The following is a 23,875-nucleotide window of genomic DNA, read 5'->3' as shown; positions in this document are numbered from 1 at the left end:
CTAGCGTCCGGAGTGCTTCAGTCGAGGAAGCAGCCGGACCACACGGCTGGCGCGTCCGCGCCCGCCCCGGCCGTCGGCCGGAAGACTCGGTTCCGGTGAGACTCGCGACGTCGAGTGATACGGGGCATTCATGTCGGATACGTACACCGGTGGTTCCGAGGCCGTGGCGATCATCGGGTACGCGTGCAGGCTGCCCGGCGCCCCCGGACCCGCCCCGCTGTGGGAGCTGCTCGCCGCGGGCGGCGACGCGGTCACCGCGACCCCCGCCGACCGCGTGGCCGTGCCCGGAGTGCCGCGCGGCGGATTCATCGAGCACGTCGCCGACTTCGACGCCGCCTTCTTCGGCATCTCGCCCCGTGAGGCCGCCGCGGCCGACCCGCAGCAGCGCCTCACCCTCGAACTCGCCTGGGAGGCGCTGGAGGACGCCCGGTACGTCCCGGCCCGTCTGAGCGGCAGCCGCACCGGAGTCTTCCTCGGCGCGATCTGGGACGACTACGCGACCCTCCTGCACCGCGAGGGCGACGCCGGCACCGACCGGTACTCCATGCCCGGCCTCCAGCGCGGCGTCATCGCCAACCGGGTCTCCTACACGCTCGGCCTGCACGGCCCCAGCCTCACCGTCGACGCCGGACAGTCCTCGTCCCTGGTCTCGGTCCACCTCGCCTGCGAGAGCCTGGCGCGCGGCGAGTCCGACGTCGCCCTCGCCGGCGGCGTCAGCCTCGCCCTGGCCCCCGACAGCACCGTCGCCGCACTGCGCTTCGGCGGGCTCTCCCCGGACGGCCGCTGCTACACCTTCGACGAGCGCGCCAACGGCTTCGTCCGCGGCGAGGGCGGCGCCGTCGTCGTCCTCAAGCCGCTCGCCCGCGCCCTCGCCGACGGCGACCGCGTCCACGCGGTCGTCCACGGCAGCGCCGTCAACAACGACGGCGGCGGACCCAGCCTCACCGCGCCCAGCGCGGCCGCGCAGGAGGCCGTCCTGCGCACCGCGCACGCCCGTGCGGGGATCGCCCCTGACGCGATCGGCTACGTCGAACTCCACGGCACCGGAACCCCGGTCGGCGACCCCGTCGAGGCCGCCGCCCTCGGTGCCGCGCTCGGCGCCGCGCGCAGCACACCGCTCCCCGTCGGCTCGGTGAAGACCAACATCGGGCACCTGGAGGGCGCCGCCGGCATCGCGGGCCTGCTGAAGGCCGTGCTCGTGGTCGAGCGGGGCGTCGTGCCGCCGAGCCTCAACTTCCGCTCCGCCCCGGCGGGCATCCCGCTGGACCGGCTGAACCTGCGCGTGCAGACCGAGAACGGCGCCCTGGGGGGCGAGGGCTTCGCCGGAGTCAGCTCCTTCGGCATGGGCGGCACCAACTGCCACCTGGTGATCGGCCCGGCGCCCGCCGCCGTGACCGGTGGCCCGGAGGCCGCCCCCGCCGCCCGTGCCGAGGCCGCCCGGACCGCCCGTCCGGGGCTGCCCACGCCGGTCGTCGTCTCCGGGCACACCGCGCAGGCGCTGCGCGCCCAGGCCGCCCGGCTCCGGGACGCGGTGCGGGAGAACGGCCTGGCCGTGCCGGACGTGGCCCACTCGCTGGCCACCACCCGGACCCGCTTCGCCCGCAGGGCCGTCCTCCTCGCCGACGACCGGGAGCAGCTGCTCGCCCAGCTCGGCGCGGTCGCCGCCGGACTGCCGGCGCCCGGCGTCAGCGAAGCCGGCGCCCGCACCGGGAAGCTGGCCATGCTCTTCTCCGGGCAGGGCTCCCAGTGGCCGGCCATGGCCGCCGGACTCCTCGGCGCCGACGAGGCGTTCACCCGCACGATCCACGCCTGCGAGGCGGCGCTCGCCCCGCACACGGACTTCCTGCTGACCGACGTCCTGCGCGGCGCCGAGGGCGCCCCCGCGCTGGACCGGGTCGACGTGGTGCAGCCCGCGCTCTTCGCCGTCATGGTGGCCCTCGCCGAGACCTGGCGGTCGATGGGCGTCGAGCCCGACGCCGTCGCCGGACACTCCCAGGGCGAGATCGCCGCCGCCTGCGTCGCGGGCGCGCTGTCCCTCGAGGACGCGGCCGCGGTCGTCGCGCTGCGCAGCCGTGCCCTGATCTCCCTGGCCGGGCAGGGCGGAATGCTGTCCGTGCAGGCCGGGGCCGACCGGGTCCGCCCGTGGCTGGACGAGGACCCCGAGCTCTCGCTCGCCGCCGACAACGGGCCGGCCGCCGTCGTGGTGTCGGGACCGCCCGCCGCCCTCGACGCCTTCGCGGCACGGTGCGCCGGCGACGGCGTCACGGCCAAGCGGATACCGGTGGACTACGCCTCGCACTCCGCGCACGTGGAACGCGTGCGGGACGAGCTGATGACGGCCCTGGCCGGCATCAGGCCCCGCACCTCCGACGTGCCGTTCCTGTCCACCGTCACCGGGGAGTGGACCGACACGGCCGGCCTGGACGCCGCCTACTGGTACCGGAACCTGCGCTCCACGGTCGAGTTCGCCGCCGCCGTCCGCCGGCTGGCCGAGGAGGACTTCCGCTTCCTCGTCGAGGTCACCCCGCACCCCGTCCTGGTGCCCGCGGTCCGCGACACCCTGGCCGTACTCGACGTGCCCGGCACCGCCGTCGTCGGATCGCTGCGGCGCGGCGAGGGGGAGCCGGCCCGGCTGCTCGCCTCCGCCGCCGAACTGCTCGCCCACGGCCGCGACGTCCGCCTGCCCGCCCCGCCCGGCGCGATCGTGGACCTGCCCACGTACGCCTTCCAGCGCGAGCGCCACTGGCGGCCCGGAGCCGCCGCCGCGCAGGGGAGCGGCGGCCCCGCCGTCCCGCACGCCCCGGCCCCGGACACCGCCGCCCCGGACACCGCCGCGGACCGGGACGACCCGCTGCGCGCGCAGCTGCGCGCAGCCTCGCCGCAGTCCGCCCGCGCCACCGTCCTCGAACTGGTCCGGTCCCACGCGGCCGTCGCCGGCGGCTTCGCCGCGGCGGCGGACGTGGACCCGGAACTGACGTTCAAGGCCCTGGGGCTCGCCTCGGTGACCCTGGTCGAACTCCGGGACCGGCTCGCCGCCGCCACCGGCCTCGCCCTGCCGCCCACCTACCTCTTCGACCGGCCCACCCCCGCCGCCGTCGCCCGGCACCTGTGCGACACGCTGCGCGGCGACGGCACCGACGGCACCGACGGCACCGACGGCACCGACGGCACCGACGGCACCGACGGCACCGAAGGCACCGACGGGACGCCGCGGAGCGCGGCCCCGGCACGGGACGCGCACGGCGGCGACCCGGTCGCCGTCGTCGCCATGGCCTGCCGCTTCCCCGGCGGCATCGACTCGCCCGCCGCGCTGTGGCAGGTGCTCAGCGACGGCCGCGAGGTGCTCGGCGACCTCCCCGACGACCGGGGCTGGCAGCCCTCCCTCGACGCACTGGACACCGAACTCCCCACCGCCGGAGGGTTCCTGGACGACATCGCGGGCTTCGACGCCGGACTCTTCGGCATCTCGCCCCGCGAGGCGCAGGCCATGGACCCCCAGCAGCGGCTCCTCCTGGAGACCTCCTGGGAGGCGCTGGAGCGGATCGGCACCGACCCCGCGGCGCTCCGCGGCAGCCGCACCGGCGTCTACATCGGCGCCACCGCGCAGGACTACGGACCCCGGATGCACGAGCCCTCCGAAGGCTCCGACGGCTATCTGCTCACCGGATCGACCGCGAGCGTCGCCTCCGGCCGCATCGCCTACACCTTCGGGTTCGACGGCCCGGCGGTGACCGTGGACACGGCGTGCTCCTCGTCGCTCGTCGCGCTGCACCTGGCCGTCCAGGCACTGCGCGCGGGGGAGTGCTCCACGGCCCTTGCGGGCGGTGTCACCCTGATGGCCACGCCGGGCGTCCTCGCCGAGTTCGCGCGCCAGGGCGGCCTCTCACCCGACGGCCGCTGCAAGGCGTTCGGAGCGGACGCCGACGGCACCGGCTGGTCCGAGGGCGCGGGCATGCTGGTCCTGCGGCGGCTGTCCGACGCGGTCGCCGACGGACAGCCCGTCCTGGCCGTCGTGCGCGGCTCGGCCGTCAACTCCGACGGCGCGTCCAACGGCCTGACCGCCCCCAACGGCCTCGCGCAGCAGCGGGTGATCCGTGACGCACTGGCGTCGGCGGGCCTTGCTCCCGGTGACGTGGACGTGGTCGAGGCGCACGGCACGGGCACCCGGCTGGGCGACCCGATCGAGGCGCAGGCGCTGCTGGCGACGTACGGCCGCGGCCGGGACGCCGACCGGCCGCTGTGGCTGGGGTCGGTGAAGTCGAACATCGGGCACACCCAGGCCGCCGCCGGTGTCGCCGGTGTCATCAAGGCCGTCATGGCGCTGCGCCACGGCGTGCTGCCCCGCACCCTGCACGCGGCCGTCCCCTCGCCCCACGTCGACTGGTCGGCAGGCGCCGTACGCCTGCTCACCGAGGACGTCGTCCTGCCGGCCGCGGACCGGCCGCACCGGGCCGCCGTCTCCTCGTTCGGGATCAGCGGCACCAACGCCCACGCGGTCATCGAGGCGGCCCCCGCCGTCCCCGCCGCGCCCGCCGCGCCGCCCGCGGAAGAGGCAGCTCCGGCCTCCGGCGACGACGGGGTCCCCGTGCTCCCCGTGCTCCTGTCGGGGCGCGGCGAGGCCGCACTGCGCGCCCAGGCCGCCCGGCTGCGGGACTTCCTGGCCTCCGAACCGTCGGTTCCGGTGGCCCGGATCGCGCGCTCGTCGGCCACGACGCGCTTCGTCCTGGACCGCCGCGCGGCCGTGTTCGCCGCCGACCGCGAGGAACTGGCGGCCCGCCTCGACGCACTGGCCGAGGGCCACGAGACGGCGGGCGTGCTCACCGGGGCCGCGACCTCGGGCCGGACCGCGTTCCTGTTCTCGGGTCAGGGTGCGCAGCGGGTAGGTATGGGCCGTGAGCTGTACGAGGCGTTCCCGGTGTTCGCGGAGGCGTTCGACGCCGTGTGCGACCGGGTGGATGTGGAACGGCCGTTGCGGGACGTGGTGTTCGGCCAGGACGCGGAGCTGTTGGCACGGACCGCGTACACGCAGCCCGCGCTGTTCGCGGTCGAGGTGGCGCTGTTCCGGCTGGTGGAGTCGTGGGGTGTGGCCCCGGACGTGCTGGTGGGGCATTCGATCGGTGAGCTGGCTGCCGCGCATGTGGCGGGTGTGCTGTCGCTGGACGACGCGTGTGCGCTGGTGTCGGCGCGGGGCCGGTTGATGGAGGCGCTGCCGGAGGGCGGTGCGATGCTCGCGGTCGAGCTGGCCGAGGAGGGTCTGGAGCTGCCCGACGGCGTGGACCTCGCGGCTGTCAACGGGCCCACCTCGCTCACCGTCTCCGGCGACGCGCAGGCGATCGACGGGCTCGAGGAGCAGCTGCGCGCCCGGAACGTCCGCGTGAAGCGCCTGACCGTCTCGCACGCGTTCCACTCGCACCTGATGGAGCCGATGCTCGCCGATTTCGCTTCGGTGGCGGAGTCGCTGACGTATCACGCTCCGTCGATCCCGCTGGTCGCCACCGCGCCCGGCGACATGGCCACCCCCGACTACTGGGTGTCGCAGATCCGGGAGCCCGTCCGCTTCGCCGACGCGGTCGCCTCCCTCACCGCCACCCGGACCTTCCTCGAACTCGGCCCCGACGGCACCCTGTCCGCCCTCGTCCCGCACATCGCCGAGGACGCGACCGCCGTGCCCCTGCTCCGCCGCGACCACACCGGGAGCGGGTCCGCGCTCGCCGCCGTCGCCGCCCTCTGGACCCGGGGCGCGGCCCCGGACTGGGCAGCCGTCGCCGGCCCCGGCGGCCCGCGCCCCGTCGAACTGCCGTCCTACGCCTTCCAGCGCACCCGCCACTGGACGTCCCAGGCGCCCTCCACCACCGCCCTGGCCGTCGCCGGGCTGTCCGTGGCCGGCCACCCCCTGCTGGGGGCCGTCGTGCCGCTCGCGGGCGACGGCGGGCAGGTCTGGACCGGCGTCGTCGGCACGGCCACCCACCCCTGGCTCGCCGACCACGCCGTCCACGGCCGGATCGTGCTGCCGGGCACCGCCCTCGTCGACCTCGCCCTGCACGCGGCGGACCGGGCGGGGCTGCCGGGGCTCGCCGAGCTCATCGTGAGCGAACCGCTGGTGCTGCCCCGGACGGGCGGCACCCAGGTCCAGATGACGGTGTCCGGGCAGAGCGTCGAGATCCACAGCCGCCCCGACGCGGACGCCGGGGCCCCCTGGACCACCCACGCCGCCGGCACCCTGGAGCCCGCCGGACGCCCCGGGGCCGACGAGGGGCCGGGCGACGCCACCTGGCCGCCCACGGGCACCGCCGGCGCACCGGAGTACGACCTGCTCGCGGCGTCCGGACTCGACTACGGCCCCGCCTTCCGCGGACTTCGCGCGGTATGGCGCGACGGCGACACCGTGCACGCGGAGGTCGAGCTGCCCGGGGGGCCGCAGGCCGCGCTGTACGACGCCGCCCTGCACGCGCTGGGCACCGCCGGACTGCTCCGCGAGGACGGCACCGCCCTGCTCCCGTTCGCCTGGTCCGGTGTGACCCGGCACGCGGTCGGCGCCACCGCCCTGCGCGTCACGCTCACCCGGCGCGGCCCCGACGAGTACGCGGTCCGGCTCGCAGACCTGGCGGGCGCGCCCGTGCTCACGGTGCGCTCGCTCGCCTTCCGGCCGGTGGCCGCCGACCGGCTGGGCGACGCCTCCACGGGGGTGCTCTACGGCGTCGACTGGCTCCCCGCCGGTGGCGGCGGAGAACACGGCACACCGTTCGCGGCCGTGCCCGTGGGCACGACCGACCTCTTCGACGCGATCACCGGAGCGACCGGACTGCGCGGCCCCGACGCCCTGGCGGACGGCACGCCGGAGCCCGTCACCGGCACCGTGCTCGCCTGCGTGGGCGCCGGACCGGAGCCGCTCGCGGCAGGCGCCGCCCTCGCGCAGCGTGCCCACGACACGGTCACCGCCGTCCTCGCCCTGCTCCACGACTGGGTGCGGGACGAGCGTTTCGCCGACAGCCGGCTCGTCGTCGTCACCCGCAACGCCCTCGCCACGGCCGACGGCGAGAGTGCCGACCCGGCCGCGGCCGCGGTCTGGGGCCTGGTGCGGTCCGCGCAGACCGAACACCCGGGCCGCTTCGGCCTGGTGGACCTGGACGGTACGGACGAGTCGGCCGCCGCGCTCGCCGCGGGCCTGCCCGGCGGCACCCCCCAGACCGCCCTGCGCAACGGCACCGCCCTGGTCCCGCGTGCGGCACGGCTGCGGGCGGACACCACCGCCGCGCCGTGGGGCCCTGGCGACACGGTCCTGATCACCGGCGGCACCGGTGCCCTCGGCGTCCGCGTGGCCCGCCACCTCGCCGCCGCGCACGGCGTCGGGCGTCTCGTCCTGTTCGGCCGCCGGGGCCCCGACGCGCCCGGCGCGGCGGAGCTGACCGCCGAACTGACCGCCCAGGGCGTCACCGTGACGGTCGTCGCCGGTGACGCCGCCGACCCGCACGACCTCGACCGGGTGCTCGCCGACCACCCCGTCACCTCCGTCGTCCACACCGCGGGCGTCCTCGACGACGGGCTGCTCACCTCGCTCACCCCCGAACGGGTCGCCGCGGTACTGCGCCCCAAGGCCGAGGCGGCCGCCCTCCTCGACGAGGCGACCCGCCGTCACGGCCTGACCTCCTTCGTGCTGTTCTCGTCCGTGGCCGGCTCCTTCGGCACCGCGGGCCAGGCGTCCTACGCCGCCGCCAATGCGTTCCTCGACGCCCTCGCCGCCCGCCGGCGTGCCGACGGCCTGCCCGCCGTCTCCATCGGCTGGGGGCTGTGGGGCGGCGCCGGGGGCATGGCCGGCCGCCTCGGGGCGGCGGACCGCGCACGGTTCGCCGCGCTGGGCGGCGCGCTCGACCCGGACCAGGGGGTGCGGCTGCTCGACGCGGCCGCCGCCGGGCCCGCCCATGTGCTGGCCATGGCCGCCGAGCCGGCCCCCGGAGGCTCCGGCTCCTCCGTACCGCCACTGCTGCTCCACCTCGCCCGCCCCGCGCTCCGCTCGGCCGCCACCGCCGCGGCCGGTCCCGCCGGGGACGCCCGCGGCCTCGCGGCGCTGCCGGAGCCGGAGCGGACGCGTGCCGTCGAGGAACTGGTCCGGACGACGGTCGCGGCCGTGCTGGGCCACTCCTCCGGTACCCACGTGGACACCGACCGGACCTTCAAGGACCTCGGCTTCGACTCCCTCACGGGCGTCGAACTGCGCAACAGGCTGGCCGCCGCAACCGGTCTGCGGCTGTCCGCCACCCTCGTCTTCTCCCACCCCAGTCCCGCCGCGCTGACGGCGCACCTCCGCGACGAACTGGCCCCGGCCGCGGCCGGCGCCGACCGGCGGTCCGGCCCCCGGCGGGCCGCCGCGACGGACGAGCCGATCGCCGTCGTCGCCATGAGCTGCCGCTATCCGGGCGGTGTCGACAGCCCCGAGGAACTGTGGCGCATGGTCCGGGAGGGACGCGACGGCATCACCCGCTTCCCCACCGACCGCGGCTGGGACCTCGCACGTCTCCACGACCCCGACCCGTCCCGCCCCGGCACCACCTACGCGCGGCACGGCGGCTTCCTCCACGACGCCGCCGCCTTCGACGCCGGCCTCTTCGGCGTCTCCCCGCGCGAGGCGCTGGCCATGGACCCCCAGCAGCGGCTGATGCTCGAACTGTCCTGGGAGACCTTCGAACGGGCCGGCATCGACCCGGCGGGTCTGCGCGGCAGCGACACCGGCGTCTTCGCCGGTGTCATGTACCACGACTACGCGGCCGCCGCCGAGACGCTGCCCGAGACGGAGGGGTACCGGGCCACCGGCGGCGCGGGCAGCGTGGTCTCCGGCCGGATCGCGTACACGTACGGCCTGGAGGGCCCCGCCGTCACCGTCGACACCGCGTGCTCGTCGTCCCTGGTCGCCCTGCACCTGGCCGCCCGGTCGCTGCGGGCGGGAGAGTGCTCGATGGCGCTCGTCGGAGGCGTCACCGTGATGTCGACGCCCAGCGTCTTCGTGGACTTCAGCAGACAGCGCGGGCTCGCCCCGGACGGCCGCTGCAAGTCCTTCTCGGCCGACGCGGACGGCACCGGCTGGTCCGAGGGCGCCGGTGTGCTGCTGGTGGAGCGGCTCTCCGACGCCCGCCGCAACGGCCACCAGGTGCTCGCGGTCGTGACCGGCTCGGCCGTCAACCAGGACGGCGCGTCCAACGGTCTCACCGCGCCCCACGGCCCCTCCCAGGAGCGGGTCATCCGGGCGGCGCTCGCCGACGCGGGCCTCACCGCCGCCGACGTGGACCTGGTGGAGGCGCACGGCACGGGCACCAAGCTCGGCGACCCGGTCGAGGCCGAAGCGCTGCTGGCGACCTACGGGCGGGACCGGAGCCCCGAACAGCCCCTCTACCTCGGCTCGTTGAAGTCGAACATCGGGCACACCCAGGCGGCGGCGGGCGTCGGCGGCATCATCAAGGCCGTGATGGCGCTGCGGCACGGCGTGCTGCCCCGCACCCTGCACGCGGGCGTGCCCTCGCCGCACGTGGACTGGTCGGCGGGCGCCGTGGAACTCCTCACCGAGGAACGGCCGTGGCCGGCGACCGGGCGGCCCCGCCGCGCGGCGGTCTCCTCGTTCGGCATCAGTGGCACCAACGCGCACACCATGATCGAGCAGGCCCCCGAGGCGACCGTCGCGGCGCCCGTCGCCGACGACCGCCCGGACACGCCTGCGGCGCCGGACACCCTGATGCCATGGGTGCTCAGCGGCGCCTCGCCGGAGGGCCTGCGCGCCCAGGCGGCCCGGCTGCGGGACACGGCCGCCGCCGGGCGCCCCGCCGACATCGGGCTCTCGCTCGCGACCCGGCGCGCGGCGCTGGAGCACCGGGCGGTCGTCCTGGGGACGGGGACCGAGGAACTGCTGCGCGAACTCGACGCGTTCGCCGTCGGGCGCCCCGGCACACCGACCGGGGCCGCGACCTCGGGCCGGACCGCGTTCCTGTTCTCGGGGCAGGGTGCGCAGCGGGTCGGGATGGGCCGTGAGCTGTACGAGGAGTTCCCGGTGTTCGCGGAGGCGTTCGACGCCGTGTGCGCGCGGGTGGATGTGGAACGGTCGTTGCGGGACGTGGTGTTCGGGGAGGACGCGGAGCTGTTGGCGCGGACCGCGTTCACGCAGCCCGCGCTGTTCGCGGTCGAGGTGGCGCTGTTCCGGCTCGTGGAGTCGTGGGGTGTGACCCCGGACGTCCTGGTCGGTCATTCGATCGGTGAGCTGGCCGCCGCGCATGTGGCCGGTGTGCTGTCGCTGGACGACGCCTGCCGTCTCGTCTCGGCGCGGGGCCGGTTGATGGAGTCGCTGCCGGAGGGCGGCGCGATGCTCGCGGTCGAGCTGGCCGAGGAGGGTCTGGAGCTGCCGGAGGGGGTGGACCTGGCGGCGGTGAACGGGCCGACGTCGGTGACGGTGTCCGGTGACGCGCAGGCGATCGACGCGCTCGAAGAGCAGCTGCGCGCCCGGAGCGTCCGCGTGAAGCGCCTGACCGTCTCGCACGCGTTTCACTCGCACCTGATGGAGCCGATGCTCGCCGAGTTCGCCGCCGTGGCGAAGTCCCTGACGTACCAGGCGCCGTCGATCCCGCTGGTCGCCACCGCGCCCGGCGACATGGCCACGCCCGACTACTGGGTGTCCCAGATCCGGGAGCCCGTCCGCTTCGCCGAGGCGGTCGCCTCCCTCACCGCCACCCGGACCTTCCTGGAGCTCGGCCCGGACGCCACCCTGTCCGCCCTCGTCCCGCACGTCGCCGAGGAGGCGACCGCCGTGCCGGCCCTGCGTTCCGGGCACGGCGAACACACCGTGCTGCTGCGGGCCGTGGCGACGCTGTACGTCCACGGCACCGACGTCGCCTGGGAGGCGTACTTCGCGCCCCTCGGGGGCCGTCCCGTCGAGCTGCCCACGTACGCGTTCCAGCACGAGCGGTACTGGCCCGACGCCGTGGCCGACGCCGTGCCCGCCGGCGGTCCCGACCGGGCGGAGGCGGGATTCTGGACGGCCGTCGCCGGGCGGGACGTCGACCGGCTCGCCGACACGCTGGGACTGCCCGACGACGCGCGGCCCGGCCTGGCCGGCCTGATGCCGCACCTTTCGTCTTGGCACGACCGCCGGCGCACCGAGGAGACCGTCGGTTCCTGGTACCACCGCGCCGTCTGGCGGCCCGTCGCCGCGGCACCCGCCGTGCTCGACGGTGTCTGGCTCGTCGTCGGACCGGAGGGCTCCCACGGCACAGACGGCACCGGTACCGCGGACGGCTCCGACGGCACCGGCCTCGCCCACGACGACGCCGAAAGCGGTACGGGTCCGCGGATCGCCGACGTGCTGCGGCGCGGCGGAGCCACCGTGCTCGAACTGATCGCCGACCGTGCCGCCCTCGCCGACCGTGCCGCCCTCGCCGACCGGCTCCGCTCGTACGGAGAACTCGCGGGCGTCGTGTCGCTGCTGGGGACGGACACCGAGCCGCTGCACGCGGGCGCCGCCCTCACCCGCGGTCTCGCCGCCACCCTCCTGCTCACCCAGGCCTGCGCCGACGCCGACGTCCCGCTGTGGACGCTCACCCGGGGCGCGGTCTCGACCGGCCGCGCCGACGGCCCGCCCGACCCCGCACAGGCCCAGATCTGGGGCTTCGGCCGGGTCGCCGCACTGGAACTGCCGCATGTCTGGGGCGGGCTGCTCGACCTGCCCGCCACCCTCGACGAGCGCGCCGGGACCCGGCTGTGCGCCGTGCTCGCGGGCGGGACGGCGGGCGACGGGGGAGTCGACGCGGAGGACCAGGTCGCGGTACGCGCCGACGGCGTCCACGCCCGCCGGCTCGTCGCCTCGCCGACGCCGACGCCGCCCGCGGCCGGGGCGCCCGCGCCCCGGACCGACGGCACCGTGCTGGTCACCGGCGGCACCGGCGCGCTCGGCGCCCAGGTCGCCCGGCTGCTCGCCGCACGCGGCCACACCCGGCTGCTGCTCGTCGGCAGACGCGGACCCGAGGCGCCCGGCGCCGCCGCCCTCGTCGCCGAACTGGCCGCGGCGGGCACCACCGCGACGGCCGTGGCCTGCGACGCCGCCGACCGGGACGCGCTCGCCGCGCTTCTCGCCGGCATACCGGAGGAGCACCCGCTCACCGCGGTCGTCCACTCGGCCGGTGTGCTGGACGACGGTGTGCTCGACAGCCTGACGCCGGACCGCTTCGAGCAGGTGCTCAGGTCCAAGACCACGGCCGCCGAGAACCTCGACGTCCTCTCCCGCGGCCTTCCGCTCGACGCCTTCGTCCTCTTCTCGTCCTTCACCGGCGCCGTCGGCACGGCCGGCCAGGCCAACTACGCCGCCGCCAACGCCCATCTGGACGCGCTCGCCGAGCGCCGCCGGGCCCTGGGCCTGCCGGCCGTCTCGATCGGCTGGGGGCCGTGGGCCGAGAGCGGCATGGCCGAGGACGAGGCGCTCACCCAGCGGCTGCGCCGCTCCGGCCTCAGCCCGCTCTCCCCGGACCTCGCCGTCACCGTGCTCGGCCGGACGCTCGACGGCACCCACGGCGACGGCGCGGCCGTCGTCGTCGCCGACGTCGACTGGGCGCGCTTCGCGTCCGGGTTCACCGCGGCGCGTCCCGGCCGGCTGCTGCGCGAACTCGTCCCCGCCGACGCGCCGGACGGCGCCGAGGACCCGAACGGCGCCACCGGCCTCGCCGCACGCCTCGCCGCCGCCGGCGAGGGCGAACGGCGCCGGATCACCGAGGACCTGGTGCGCAACCTGGCCGCCTTCGTCCTCGGCCACGGCACGGCCGCCACCGTCGCACCCGACAAGGCCTTCCGCGACCTGGGCTTCGACTCGCTCACCGCCGTCGAGCTGCGCAACGCCCTGCGGGCCGCCACCGGCCTCCCGCTCCCCGCGGGACTGATCTTCGACCATCCGACACCGGCCGCCCTCGCCGCCCGGCTGCGCGCCGAACTCACCGGCGCCGCCGAGGCCGCCGCTCCCGCGGCGCCCGCCCCCGCGTCGCCTCCCGCGGCGGACGACCCGATCGCGGTCGTCGCGATGGGCTGCCGGTTCCCCGGCGCCGCCACCCCGGAGGAGTTCTGGGAACTGCTCACCGCGGGCCTCGACATGGTGGGCGACATCCCCGCCGACCGCGGCTGGGAGCTGAACGGCGCCCCCGACTTCGCCCGCCGCGGGGCCTTCCTGCCCGACGCGGCCGGGTTCGACGCGGACCTGTTCGGCGTCTCCCCGCGCGAGGCGCTGGCGATGGACCCGCAGCAGCGGCTGATGCTGGAGACCTCCTGGGAGACCTTCGAACGGGCGGGCCTGGACCCCGCCGCGCTCCGGGGCCGGCGCGTCGGCGTCTTCGCCGGAACCAACGGCCAGGACTACGCCGGGCTCTTCCCGGCCGTCGGCTCGGGAGTCGAGGGCCACGTGGCCACCGGCAGCGCCGCCAGCGTGCTCTCCGGCCGCATCTCCTACACCTACGGCCTGGAGGGGCCGGCGATCACGGTGGACACGGCGTGCTCGTCGTCGCTGGTCGCCCTGCACCTGGCGGCGCAGTCGCTGCGGTCGGGCGAGTGCTCGATGGCGCTCGCGGGCGGTGTCACCGTCATGTCCGGGCCGTTCGCCTTCCTGGAGTTCGCCCACCAGCGCGGTCTGGCCTCCGACGGGCGCTGCAAGGCGTTCTCCGCGGACGCCGACGGCACGGGCTGGGGCGAGGGCGTCGGTCTGGTGCTGCTGGAAAGGCTCTCGGACGCGCGGGCCGCCGGCCGCCGTGTGCTGGGCATCCTGCGCGGCAGCGCGGTCAACCAGGACGGCGCCTCCAACGGGCTCACCGCGCCCAACGGCCCCGCGCAGCAGCGGGTCATCCGCGCGGCGCTCGCGTCGGCCCGGCTGTGGCCGTCGGAGGTCGACGCCGTCGAGGCGCACGGCACCGGCACCCGGCTCGGCGACCCGATCGAGGCGGAGGCGCTGCTCGCCACGTACGGCAGGGACCGCACGGAACCCCTCCACCTCGGCTCGGTCAAGTCCAACATCGGCCACACCCAGGCGGCGGCGGGCATCGCCGGCGTCATCAAGATGCTGCTGGCGATGGATCACGGCGTGCTGCCCCGCACGCTGCACGCCGACGAGCCGTCACCGGCCGTCGACTGGACCGGTGGCACCCTGCGCCTGGTCACCGAGACGACGGCGTGGACACCACGCGCCGGCCGGCCGCGCCGGGCCGCCGTCTCCTCCTTCGGCATCAGCGGCACCAACGCCCACGTCGTCCTGGAGCAGGCCGAAACCCCCGCACCGGCGGCGCCGGCCGCGCAGGACGCCGTACTGCCCTGGGCGTTCTCGGCCCACAGCGACGCGGCGCTGCGTGCCCGGGCGCAGTCGCTCAGGGCGCTGTGCGAGACGCCCGGACTCTCCGGCGTCGCCGCCGGCCGGACACTCGCCACGACGAGCCTCGGCCGGACACACCGCGCCGTCGTCCTCGCCGGGGACACCGCCGGCTACACGGCCGGCCTGACCGCCCTGACGGCGGACGAACCGGCCGCCGGGACCATCCGTGGAACCGCCCGCGAGGGCCGGACCGCGTTCCTGTTCTCGGGCCAGGGTGCGCAGCGCGCCGGGATGGGACGCGAACTGTACGAGGCGTTCCCGGTGTTCGCGGACGCGTTCGACGCGGTCTGCGCCCGGGTGGACCTCGAACGGCCGCTGCGGGACGTGGTGTTCGGGGACGGGGAGGCGCTGGACCGCACGGTCCACGCCCAGGCGGGGCTGTTCGCGGTCGAGGTCGCGCTGTTCCGGCTGGTCGAGTCGTGGGGCGTGGTCCCGGACGTCCTCGTCGGCCACTCGATCGGTGAGCTGGCCGCCGCGCATGTGGCGGGTGTGCTCTCCCTCGACGACGCCTGTGCACTCGTGTCGGCGCGGGGCCGGCTGATGGACGCGCTGCCGGAGGGCGGCGCGATGCTCGCCGTCGAGCTGGCCGAGGGCGATCTCGACCTGCCGGAGGCTGTGGACCTGGCGGCGGTCAACGGGCCCACCGCGCTCACCGTCTCCGGTGACGCGGCCGCGGTCGACGCGCTGGAGCAGCGGCTGCGGGCCGACGGCGTGCGCGTCAAGCGGCTGACGGTCTCGCACGCGTTCCACTCGCACCTGATGGAGCCCATGCAGTCCGAGTTCGCCGCCGTCGCGAAGTCCCTGACCTACCACGCCCCGAGCATTCCCGTCGTCCCCACCGCCCCCGGCGACATGGCCACGCCCGACTACTGGGTGTCGCAGATCCGCGAGCCCGTCCGCTTCGCCGACGCGATCGCCTCCCTCACCGCCACCGGGCACACCCGCTTCCTCGAACTCGGCCCCGACGGCACGCTGAGCGCGCTCGTCCCCGGCGCCGCACCCGTGCTGCGCCGGGGACGCCCCGAGACCGAGGCCCTGTTCACCGCCCTGGCCCGGCTCTGGGTCGACGGCGCGGCCGTGGACCTGGCGGCGGCGTTCCCCGGCACACCGCCCGTCGTCCTGCCGCCCTACCCCTTCCAGCACACCCGCTTCTGGCCCGAGGCCCCGCAGGCGGCCCGCCGCACCGCTTCCGGCGACGGACGGTACGAGGTGACCTGGGTCCCGGTCGCCGAGGGCACCGCCCGCCCCGCCGGCACCTGGCTCCTGGTCACACCGCCCGGCGACGACGCCGCCGCGGGCCGTGCCGACGAGGTGGGCCGGGCGCTGAGCCGTGCCGGAGCCCGCACCGTCGTCGTCCCCGGCTCCACCGACCGTGCCGACCTCGCCACCCGGCTGCGCGCCGTGGCCGGAGCGACCCCGCCCGCCGGAGTGCTGGCCCTGCCGCCCGGCGACGGCGGACTGCCCTCGGTGGTCGCCCTCGTGCAGGCCCTCGACGACGCCGCCGTACCCGGTCCGCTGTGGTGCGCCACCCGGGGCGCGGTACGGGCCGCCACGGACGACCCGGCGCCCGACCCGGAGCAGGCGGCCGTATGGGGCTTCGGCCGGGTCGCGGCCCTGGAGACACCCCGCACCTGGGGCGGCCTTGTCGACCTCCCCGCCGAATGGGACGACCGGACCGGAGCACGGCTGGCCGCGCTGCTCGGCGCCGACGGTGCCGAGGACCAGGTCGCCGTCCGCCGGACCGGTGTGCTCGGCAGACGCCTCGTCGCCCTCCCCGCCGGCGGCGCGGACCGCACCGCCGACGGCCCCCGGCCCACGGGCACGGTCCTCGTCACCGGGGGAACCGGTGCGCTCGGCGCGCACACCGCCCGCCGGCTCGCCCGGCAGGGCGCCCCGCACCTGCTGCTCGTCTCACGCCGCGGCGAGGACGCCCCCGGAGCCGGCGAACTGGCCGCCGAACTCACCGTGCTCGGCAGCCGCGTCACCCTCGCCGCCTGCGACGTCACCGACCGGGACGCGCTCGCCCGACTGCTCGCGGCCGTACCGGAGGAACTGCCGCTCACCGGCGTCGTCCACGCCGCCGGGACGGTGGCCGACGGTGTGATCGCCTCCCTGAGCCCCGACGACGTCGCGGACCTGCTGCACACTCGGCTCACGGCCGTCCGCCACCTCGACGAGCTGACCGCCGGTCACCGGCTCGACCGTTTCGTCCTCTTCACCTCGTTCGCCGGAGTCGTCGGCAACCTCGGGCAGGCCGCCTACGCCGCGGGCCACGCGGCGCTCGACGCCTTCGCCGAGGCACGCCGCGCCGCCGGCCGCACCACCACGGCCCTCGCATGGGGCCCGTGGGCCGGGGCGGGGCTCGGCGCGGCGACGGCCGCCGGCGAACAGCAGCAGCGCACCGGAGTGACCCCCCTGTCGCCGGACGAGGCACTCCTCGCGCTCGACGAGGTCCTCGCCGAGGACCGGACGACGGTCTGCGTGGCCGGCATCGACTGGAGCCGCTTCGGCCCCGTCCTGGACGCCGGGCGCGGCGGGCGGCTGCTCGACCTGCTGCCCGCGGCACCCCGGCCCGGCCCGCCCGTCCACGACGGACAGGCGCAGGGCGCGGAACTCGTCGCACGGCTGGCCCGCGCGCCGCAGGCCGAGCAGGAGCGCATCCTGCTCGACCTGGTGGTCTCCCGGACCGCCACGGCACTCGGCCACCGCACCGCGGCGGCCATCGACCCCGACCGGCAGTTCCGCGACCTGGGCACCGACTCGGTGATGGCCGTCGAACTGCGCAACCTGCTCGACGCCGCGACCGGACTGACACTGCCCGCGACCCTGGCGTTCGACCACCCGACCCCCACCGCGCTCGCCGCGTACCTGCGAGAGCACCTCGCCGGCGGCCCCGGCCCGGACGACGGGCCGGCGGGCGCCGAGAGCGCGGTCGCCCGGCTGGAGAGGTTCGAGGCCGCGCTCACCGACACTCCGCCCGACGCGGAGGAGACGGCGGTCCTGCTCGCCAGGCTGCGCGATCTGACCGACCGGCTCCGCACCGCGGGCGCCGCCCCCGCCGCCCGCTCCGGGGCGGACGGCGGGTCCGACGAGATCGACCTGGAGTCGGCGAGCGCGTCCGACCTCTTCGACCTGATCCACAAAGAATTCGGCAAGTCCTGATGACACGTACGGTCCCGCCTGCTGGGAGTCACTCTGATGGCGAATGAAGAGAAGCTGCTCGATCACCTGAAGTTCGTCACGGGTGAGCTCCGGCAGGCGCACCAGCGGCTGCGGGAACAGGAGGACCGGGATTCCGAGCCCATCGCCGTCGTGGCCATGGCCTGCCGCTTCCCCGGCGGGGTACGCACCCCCGAACAGCTGTGGGAGCTGGTCACCGAGGGCCGGGACGCCGTGGGGCCGTTCCCGGCCGACCGGGGCTGGGACCTGGACGCGCTGCTCGACCCCGATCCCGAGCGCACGGGCGGCAGCTACGCCCACGAAGGCGGATTCCTCCACGACGCGGCCGAGTTCGACGCCGGGCTCTTCGAGATCTCGCCGCGCGAGGCCGTCGCCATGGACCCGCAGCAGCGGCTCCTGCTGGAGACCTCCTGGGAGGTCTTCGAGCGGGCCGGCATCGACCCCAAGTCGCTGCGCGGCACCCGGGTCGGCGTCTTCGCCGCCACCAACGGGCAGGACTACGCCGCCGCGCTCGCCGCCGACCCGGCGGCCGCCGAGGGCTACCTCGCCACCGGAGCCGTCGCCAGCGTGCTGTCCGGCCGCCTCAGCTACGTCTTCGGTCTGGAGGGCCCCGCCCTCACCGTCGACACCGCGTGCTCGGCGTCCCTGGTGGCGCTCCACCTCGCCATCCAGTCGCTGCGCAGGGGCGAGTGCACCATGGCGCTGGCCGGCGGCGTCACCGTGATGGCCACGCCCGCCGCCTTCGTCGAGTTCAGCCGCCAGGGCGGCCTCGCGGGCGACGGCCGCTGCAAGGCGTTCGGCGACGGCGCGGACGGCACGGGCTGGGGCGAGGGCGTCGGCGTGCTGCTGGTGGAACGGCTCTCGGACGCCGTCCGCAACGGTCACGACGTGCTCGCCGTCGTCCGGGGATCGGCCGTCAACCAGGACGGCGCGTCCAACGGCCTGACCGCCCCCAACGGCCCCTCCCAGCAGCGGGTCATCCGTGACGCGCTGGCCTCGGCCGGGCTCACCCCCTCCGACGTCGACCTGGTCGAGGCGCACGGCACGGGCACCCGGCTGGGCGACCCGATCGAGGCGCAGGCGCTGCTGGCGACGTACGGCCGCGGCCGCGAGGACGGCCGGCCGCTGTGGCTGGGGTCGGTGAAGTCGAACATCGGGCACACCCAGGCCGCCGCCGGTGTCGCCGGTGTCATCAAGGCCGTCATGGCGCTGCGCCACGGCGTGCTGCCCCGCACCCTGCACGCCGACGAGCCCACCCGCCAGGTGGACTGGTCCGCCGGCGACGTCCGGCTGCTCACCGAGAACCGCCCCTGGTCCGGCGACGGCCGGACCCGGCGTGCCGCCGTCTCCTCGTTCGGCGTCAGCGGCACCAACGCGCACACCGTCCTGGAGCAGGCCCCCGCACCCGATCCCGAGGCCGGCCGGGAGGCGGCCGCCCCGGCACCCACCGCCGCCGAACCGCCCCTGATCCCGCTGCCGCTCTCCGCCCGCACCCCGCGCGCCCTGCGCGACCAGGCCGCGGGTCTGCACGCCCTTCTCACCGGGCAGCCCCAGGCACGCCTGGCCGACCTCGGCTACTCGCTCGCCACCACCCGTGCCTCGCTCGCCGCACGGGCCGTGGTGCTCGCGGCAGGACGGGACGACGCGCTGCGCGCCCTCGCCGGACTGGCCGAGGGCACGGTCCCGCCGGAGACCGAGTCCGGCATGACGGCCCCGGGCCGGACCGCGTTCCTGTTCTCGGGTCAGGGTGCGCAGCGGATCGGCATGGGCCGTGAGCTGTATGCCTCCTTCCCGGTGTTCGCGGAGGCGTTCGACGCCGTCTGCGCGCAGGTGGACCTCGAACGGCCCTTGCGGGACGTGGTGTTCGGCCAGGACGCCGAACTGCTGGCGCGGACCGCGTACACGCAGCCCGCGCTGTTCGCGGTCGAGGTCGCGCTCTACCGGCTCGTCGAGTCGTGGGGTGTGGCCCCTGACGTCCTGGTGGGTCATTCGATCGGTGAGCTGGCCGCCGCGCATGTGGCGGGTGTGCTGTCCCTCGACGACGCGTGCGCGCTGGTGTCGGCGCGGGGCCGGTTGATGGAGGCGCTGCCGGAGGGCGGCGCGATGCTGGCGGTCGAGCTGGCCGAGGAGGGTCTGGAGCTGCCCGAGGGTGTGGACCTCGCGGCCGTCAACGGGCCGACGTCGGTGACGGTGTCCGGCGACGCGGCAGCGGTCGACGCGCTGGAGGAGCGCCTGCGCGCCGACGGCGTCCGCGTCAAGCGGCTGACGGTCTCGCACGCGTTCCACTCGCACCTGATGGAACCGATGCTCGCCGACTTCGCCGCCGTGGCGGAGTCGCTGACGTACCACGCCCCGGCGATCCCGCTGATCGCCACCGCGCCCGGTGACATGGCCACTCCGGACTACTGGGTGTCCCAGATCCGTGAGCCCGTCCGCTTCGCCGACGCCGTGCTCCGGGCCCACGCGTCCGGCGCCACCCGCTTCCTCGAACTCGGCCCCGACGGGACGCTGTCCTCGCTCGTGCCGCACGTCGCCGAGGAGGCGACCGCCGTTCCCACCCTGCGTCCCGGCCGGGACGAGGCCGCGACGCTGCTGCACGGCATCGCACGCGTCCATGTGCACGGCGCCCGCGTCGCCTGGTCGGTGCCGCTCGGCGCCGCGGGCGGCGGGCGCGTGGAGCTGCCCACGTACCCGTTCGAGCGGCAGGCGTACTGGCCGAGCGCCCGGATCGGTTCGGGCGATCTGACGTCCGCCGGGCTCGGCGCCGCCGGTCACCCGCTGCTGGGCGCCGCCGTGTCGCTGGCCGCGGGCTCGGGGGTGCTGCTCACCGGGCGGCTCACCGCCGCCACCCACGGCTGGCTCGCCGACCACACGATCCACGGCCAGGTGCTCGTCCCGGGCACCGCGTTCGTCGAACTCGCCTGGCAGGCGGGGGAGTACGTCGGCTGCGGGACCGTGGAGGACCTCACCCTGGCCGTACCGCTGGTGCTGCCCGCACGCGGCGGAGTCCAGATCCAGGTCACCGCGGGCGCGGAGAACGAGGACGGCACCCGCCGTGTGGAGATCCACTCGCGTCCCGACGGCGAGGAGGAGTGGACCGCCCACGCCTCCGGCGTGCTCGCCCCCTCCGCCGCCGGCCCGGCTCCCACGGCACAGGTGTGGCCGCCGGAGGCGGCCGAGCCCGTGGACCTGGACGGCTTCTACGGGCGTGCCGCCGCGGCCGGATTCGCGTACGGCCCCGTCTTCCAGGGCCTGAAGGCCGCCTGGCGGGCGGGCGGCGACCTGTACGCCGAGGTGGAACTGCCGGACACCGCCCACCGGGAGGCCGGCCGCAGCGGACTGCACCCCGCCCTGCTGGATGCGGCCCTGCACCTGACCGGCCTCGACCCGGAGCGCGCCGGGCTGCCCTTCGCGTGGGAGGGCGCCGCCCTGCACGCGACCGGTGCCACCCGGGTCCGTGTCCACCTGGCGCCCGCCGGGACGGACGCCTGGGCCCTGCGGATCAGCGACCCCGGCGGCGACCCCGTCGCCACCGTCGCCTCGCTCACCCTGCGGGCCGCGACCGCGGTCGGCCCGCGCCACGACGACGCGCTGTTCACCCTCGACTGGACGCCCGTGGCCACGCCCGAGCGGCGGGGCACGTCCGCCACGGCCGCCGGGGGCCTCGACGCCTTCCTGGCCGGCTTCTCCGGCACGGTGCCCGACGTCGTCACCTGGCCCGTGGCCGGCCTCGGCTCCGGCTCCGACCCGGGCTCGGGCTCCGGCTCGGGCGCCGACGCCGACGCGGTCGTCACGGAGGTCCTCGCGGGCCTCCAGGCGTGGCTGGCCGACGAACGGTTCGCCGCGTCCCGTCTGGTGGTGGTCACCCGCTCGGCCACGGCCGCCCTGACCGGCGACGACGTCACCGGTCTGTCCGGTGCGGCCGTCGGCGGCCTCGTGCGGTCCGCGCAGGCCGAACACCCCGACCGCTTCGTCCTCCTCGACACGGACGACGGCACTGCCCTCGACGGCGGCATCGCCTCCGACGGCGGCATCGCCCTCGACGACGACCTGCTCGCCGTGCTCGCACACGGCGACGAGCCCTGGCTCGCCCTCCGCGACGGCTCCCTGTTCGCGCCCCGGCTGGCCCGCGCGTCGGCGTCCGGCGCCCTCGCCGTACCCGGCACGGACACCTGGCGGCTCACCGCCGACCGCGCCTCCGGCTCGCTGCGCGACCTGGCGCTCACCCCGGCACCGGAGACGGCCGCCGAGCTGGCGCCCGGCGAGGTGCGGATCGCGGTCCGCGCGACCGGCGTCAACTTCCGCGACGTCCTGATCGCGCTCGGCCAGTACCCCGACCCCTCGGCCCTGATGGGGTCGGAGGGCGCGGGCACCGTCGTCGAGGTCGGCTCCGGCGTCACGGACCTCGCGCCCGGCGACCGCGTCTTCGGCCTGTTCGCGGGCGGCTTCGCGCCGCTCGCCGTGGTGGACCGGCGGATGGTGGCGCCGGTGCCGCAGGAGTGGACCTTCACCGACGCGGCGACCGTGCCGATGGCGTTCCTGACGGCGTACTACGCGCTGGTGGACCTGGCGGGGCTGGCGCCCGGTGAAACCGCGCTGGTGCACGCCGCCGCCGGCGGCGTGGGCATGGCGGCCGTCCAGATCGCACGGCACCTGGGCGCCGAGGTGTACGGCACGGCCTCGCCCGCGAAGTGGGCGGCGACCGGACTCGACACCGCCCACCTCGCCTCGTCGCGCGACCTCGGCTTCGAGACGGCCTTCGCCGAGCGCACCGCGGGGCGCGGCGTGGACGTCGTCCTCAACGCCCTCGCCGCCGAATTCATCGACGCCTCCGCACGGCTGCTGGCCCCCGGCGGCCGCTTCGTCGAGATGGGCAAGGCCGACCTGCGCGACCCGGCCTCCTTCGGCGACCGCACCTACCGCGCCTTCGACCTCGGCGAGGCGGGACCCGACCGGCTCCAGGAGATGCTGCGGGAGGTCCTGGAACTGTTCCGCACGGGCGAGCTGACGCTGCTGCCCGCACGGAGCTGGGACGTCCGCCAGGCGGCGGAGGTCTTCCGGTACGTCGGCGCCGGCCGCCACATCGGCAAGAACGTGCTCACGCTGCCGCGCGCCCTCGACCCCGACGGCACGGTCCTCGTCACCGGAGGCACCGGAGTCCTCGGCCGGCGGCTCGCCCGCCACCTGGTCGAGCAGCACGGCGTACGGCACCTGCTGCTCGTCAGCCGCGGCGGACCCGCCGCACCCGGCGCGGGGGAACTGGCCGGGCAGCTGGACGCGCTCGGTGCCGAGGTCCGGATCGCGGCCTGCGACGTCACCGACCGGGACGCGCTCGCCGCACTCCTGGCGGACGTCCCCGACCGGCACCCGCTGACCGGTGTCGTGCACGCGGCGGGCGTCGCCGACGACGGCGTCATCGAGGCGCTGACGCCGGAGCGGATCAGCGGCGTCCTCGGTCCCAAGGCCACTGCGGCGCTCCACCTGCACGAGCTGACCGCCGGCCACGACCTGCCCCTCTTCACCCTCTACGCCTCGGCCTCCTCCGCCTTCGGCTCCCCGGGCCAGGCCAACTACGCCGCCGCCAACGCCTTCCTGGAGGCGCTGGCGCAGCACCGCCGGACCCGCGGCCTCGCCGCGACCGCCCTCGGCTGGGGCCTGTGGGCCGAGGAGAGCGCCATCAGCGGCAGCCTCGACGCCACCGGTGTCACCCGTGCGACCCGCGTCGGCGGCGCGCTCGCCACCGACGAAGGGCTCGCCCTCTTCGACGCCGCCCACGCCACGGGCCTGCCGCACCTGCTCCCCCTCCGCTTCGACCTGGCCGCCGCCCGGACGCTGCGGCCCCTGCCCGCCCTCCTCCGCGGCCTGGTCCGCGCCCCCGCCCGCCGTATCGCCGGTGCCGTCACCGGCGGTTCGGGGCTCGCCGAACGCCTCGCCGCGCTCCCCGCCGCCGAACAGCACCGCCTGCTCACCGGGCTGGTGCGCGCCGAGGCCGCCGCCGTCCTCGGGCACGCGGGCGTGGAATCGGTTGCCCCGGACCGGGTGTTCAAGGAGCTCGGCTTCGACTCGCTGACCTCCGTCGAACTCCGCAACCGCGTCAACGCGGCCACCGGACTGCGCCTGCCCGCCGGGCTCGTCTTCGACCATCCGACCCCGGCCGCCCTCGCCGCCCACCTGCGCGAACTGCTCGCCGACAGCACCCCGGCGCACGTCGCCGCCGCGGCGGCCGCGGCCGCCGACGAGCCCATCGCGGTCGTCGGCATGGCCTGCCGCTACCCCGGCGGGGTGAACAGCCCGGCCGACCTGTGGCGCCTGGTCTCCGAGGGC

2 protein-coding genes (1 of these 2 running past the window's edge) are annotated in these 23,875 nt (G+C 76.6%); both read left to right on the top strand.

Annotated elements, in window-relative coordinates:
* Positions 1 to 130 precede the first annotated feature (130 nt).
* The gene (locus IAG43_RS33385) at positions 131 to 17,533 is read left to right on the top strand and encodes a type I polyketide synthase (RefSeq protein WP_187744885.1); all 17,403 of its coding nucleotides are present in this window, start codon (positions 131 to 133) and stop codon (positions 17,531 to 17,533) included.
* A 36-nt stretch (positions 17,534 to 17,569) separates the two neighbouring features.
* Positions 17,570 to 23,875: the start of a type I polyketide synthase gene (locus IAG43_RS34855; protein ID WP_246574840.1), read on the top strand. It continues 23,724 nt past the right edge of the window; only the first 6,306 of its 30,030 coding nucleotides appear in the window; it begins with the start codon at positions 17,570 to 17,572; its stop codon lies off the right edge, out of view.

This window comes from Streptomyces genisteinicus, from assembly GCF_014489615.1.
In the GTDB taxonomy this organism is placed as follows: Bacteria; Actinomycetota; Actinomycetes; order Streptomycetales; family Streptomycetaceae; genus Streptomyces; species Streptomyces genisteinicus.
This window is presented reverse-complemented; position numbering and strand designations above follow the sequence as displayed.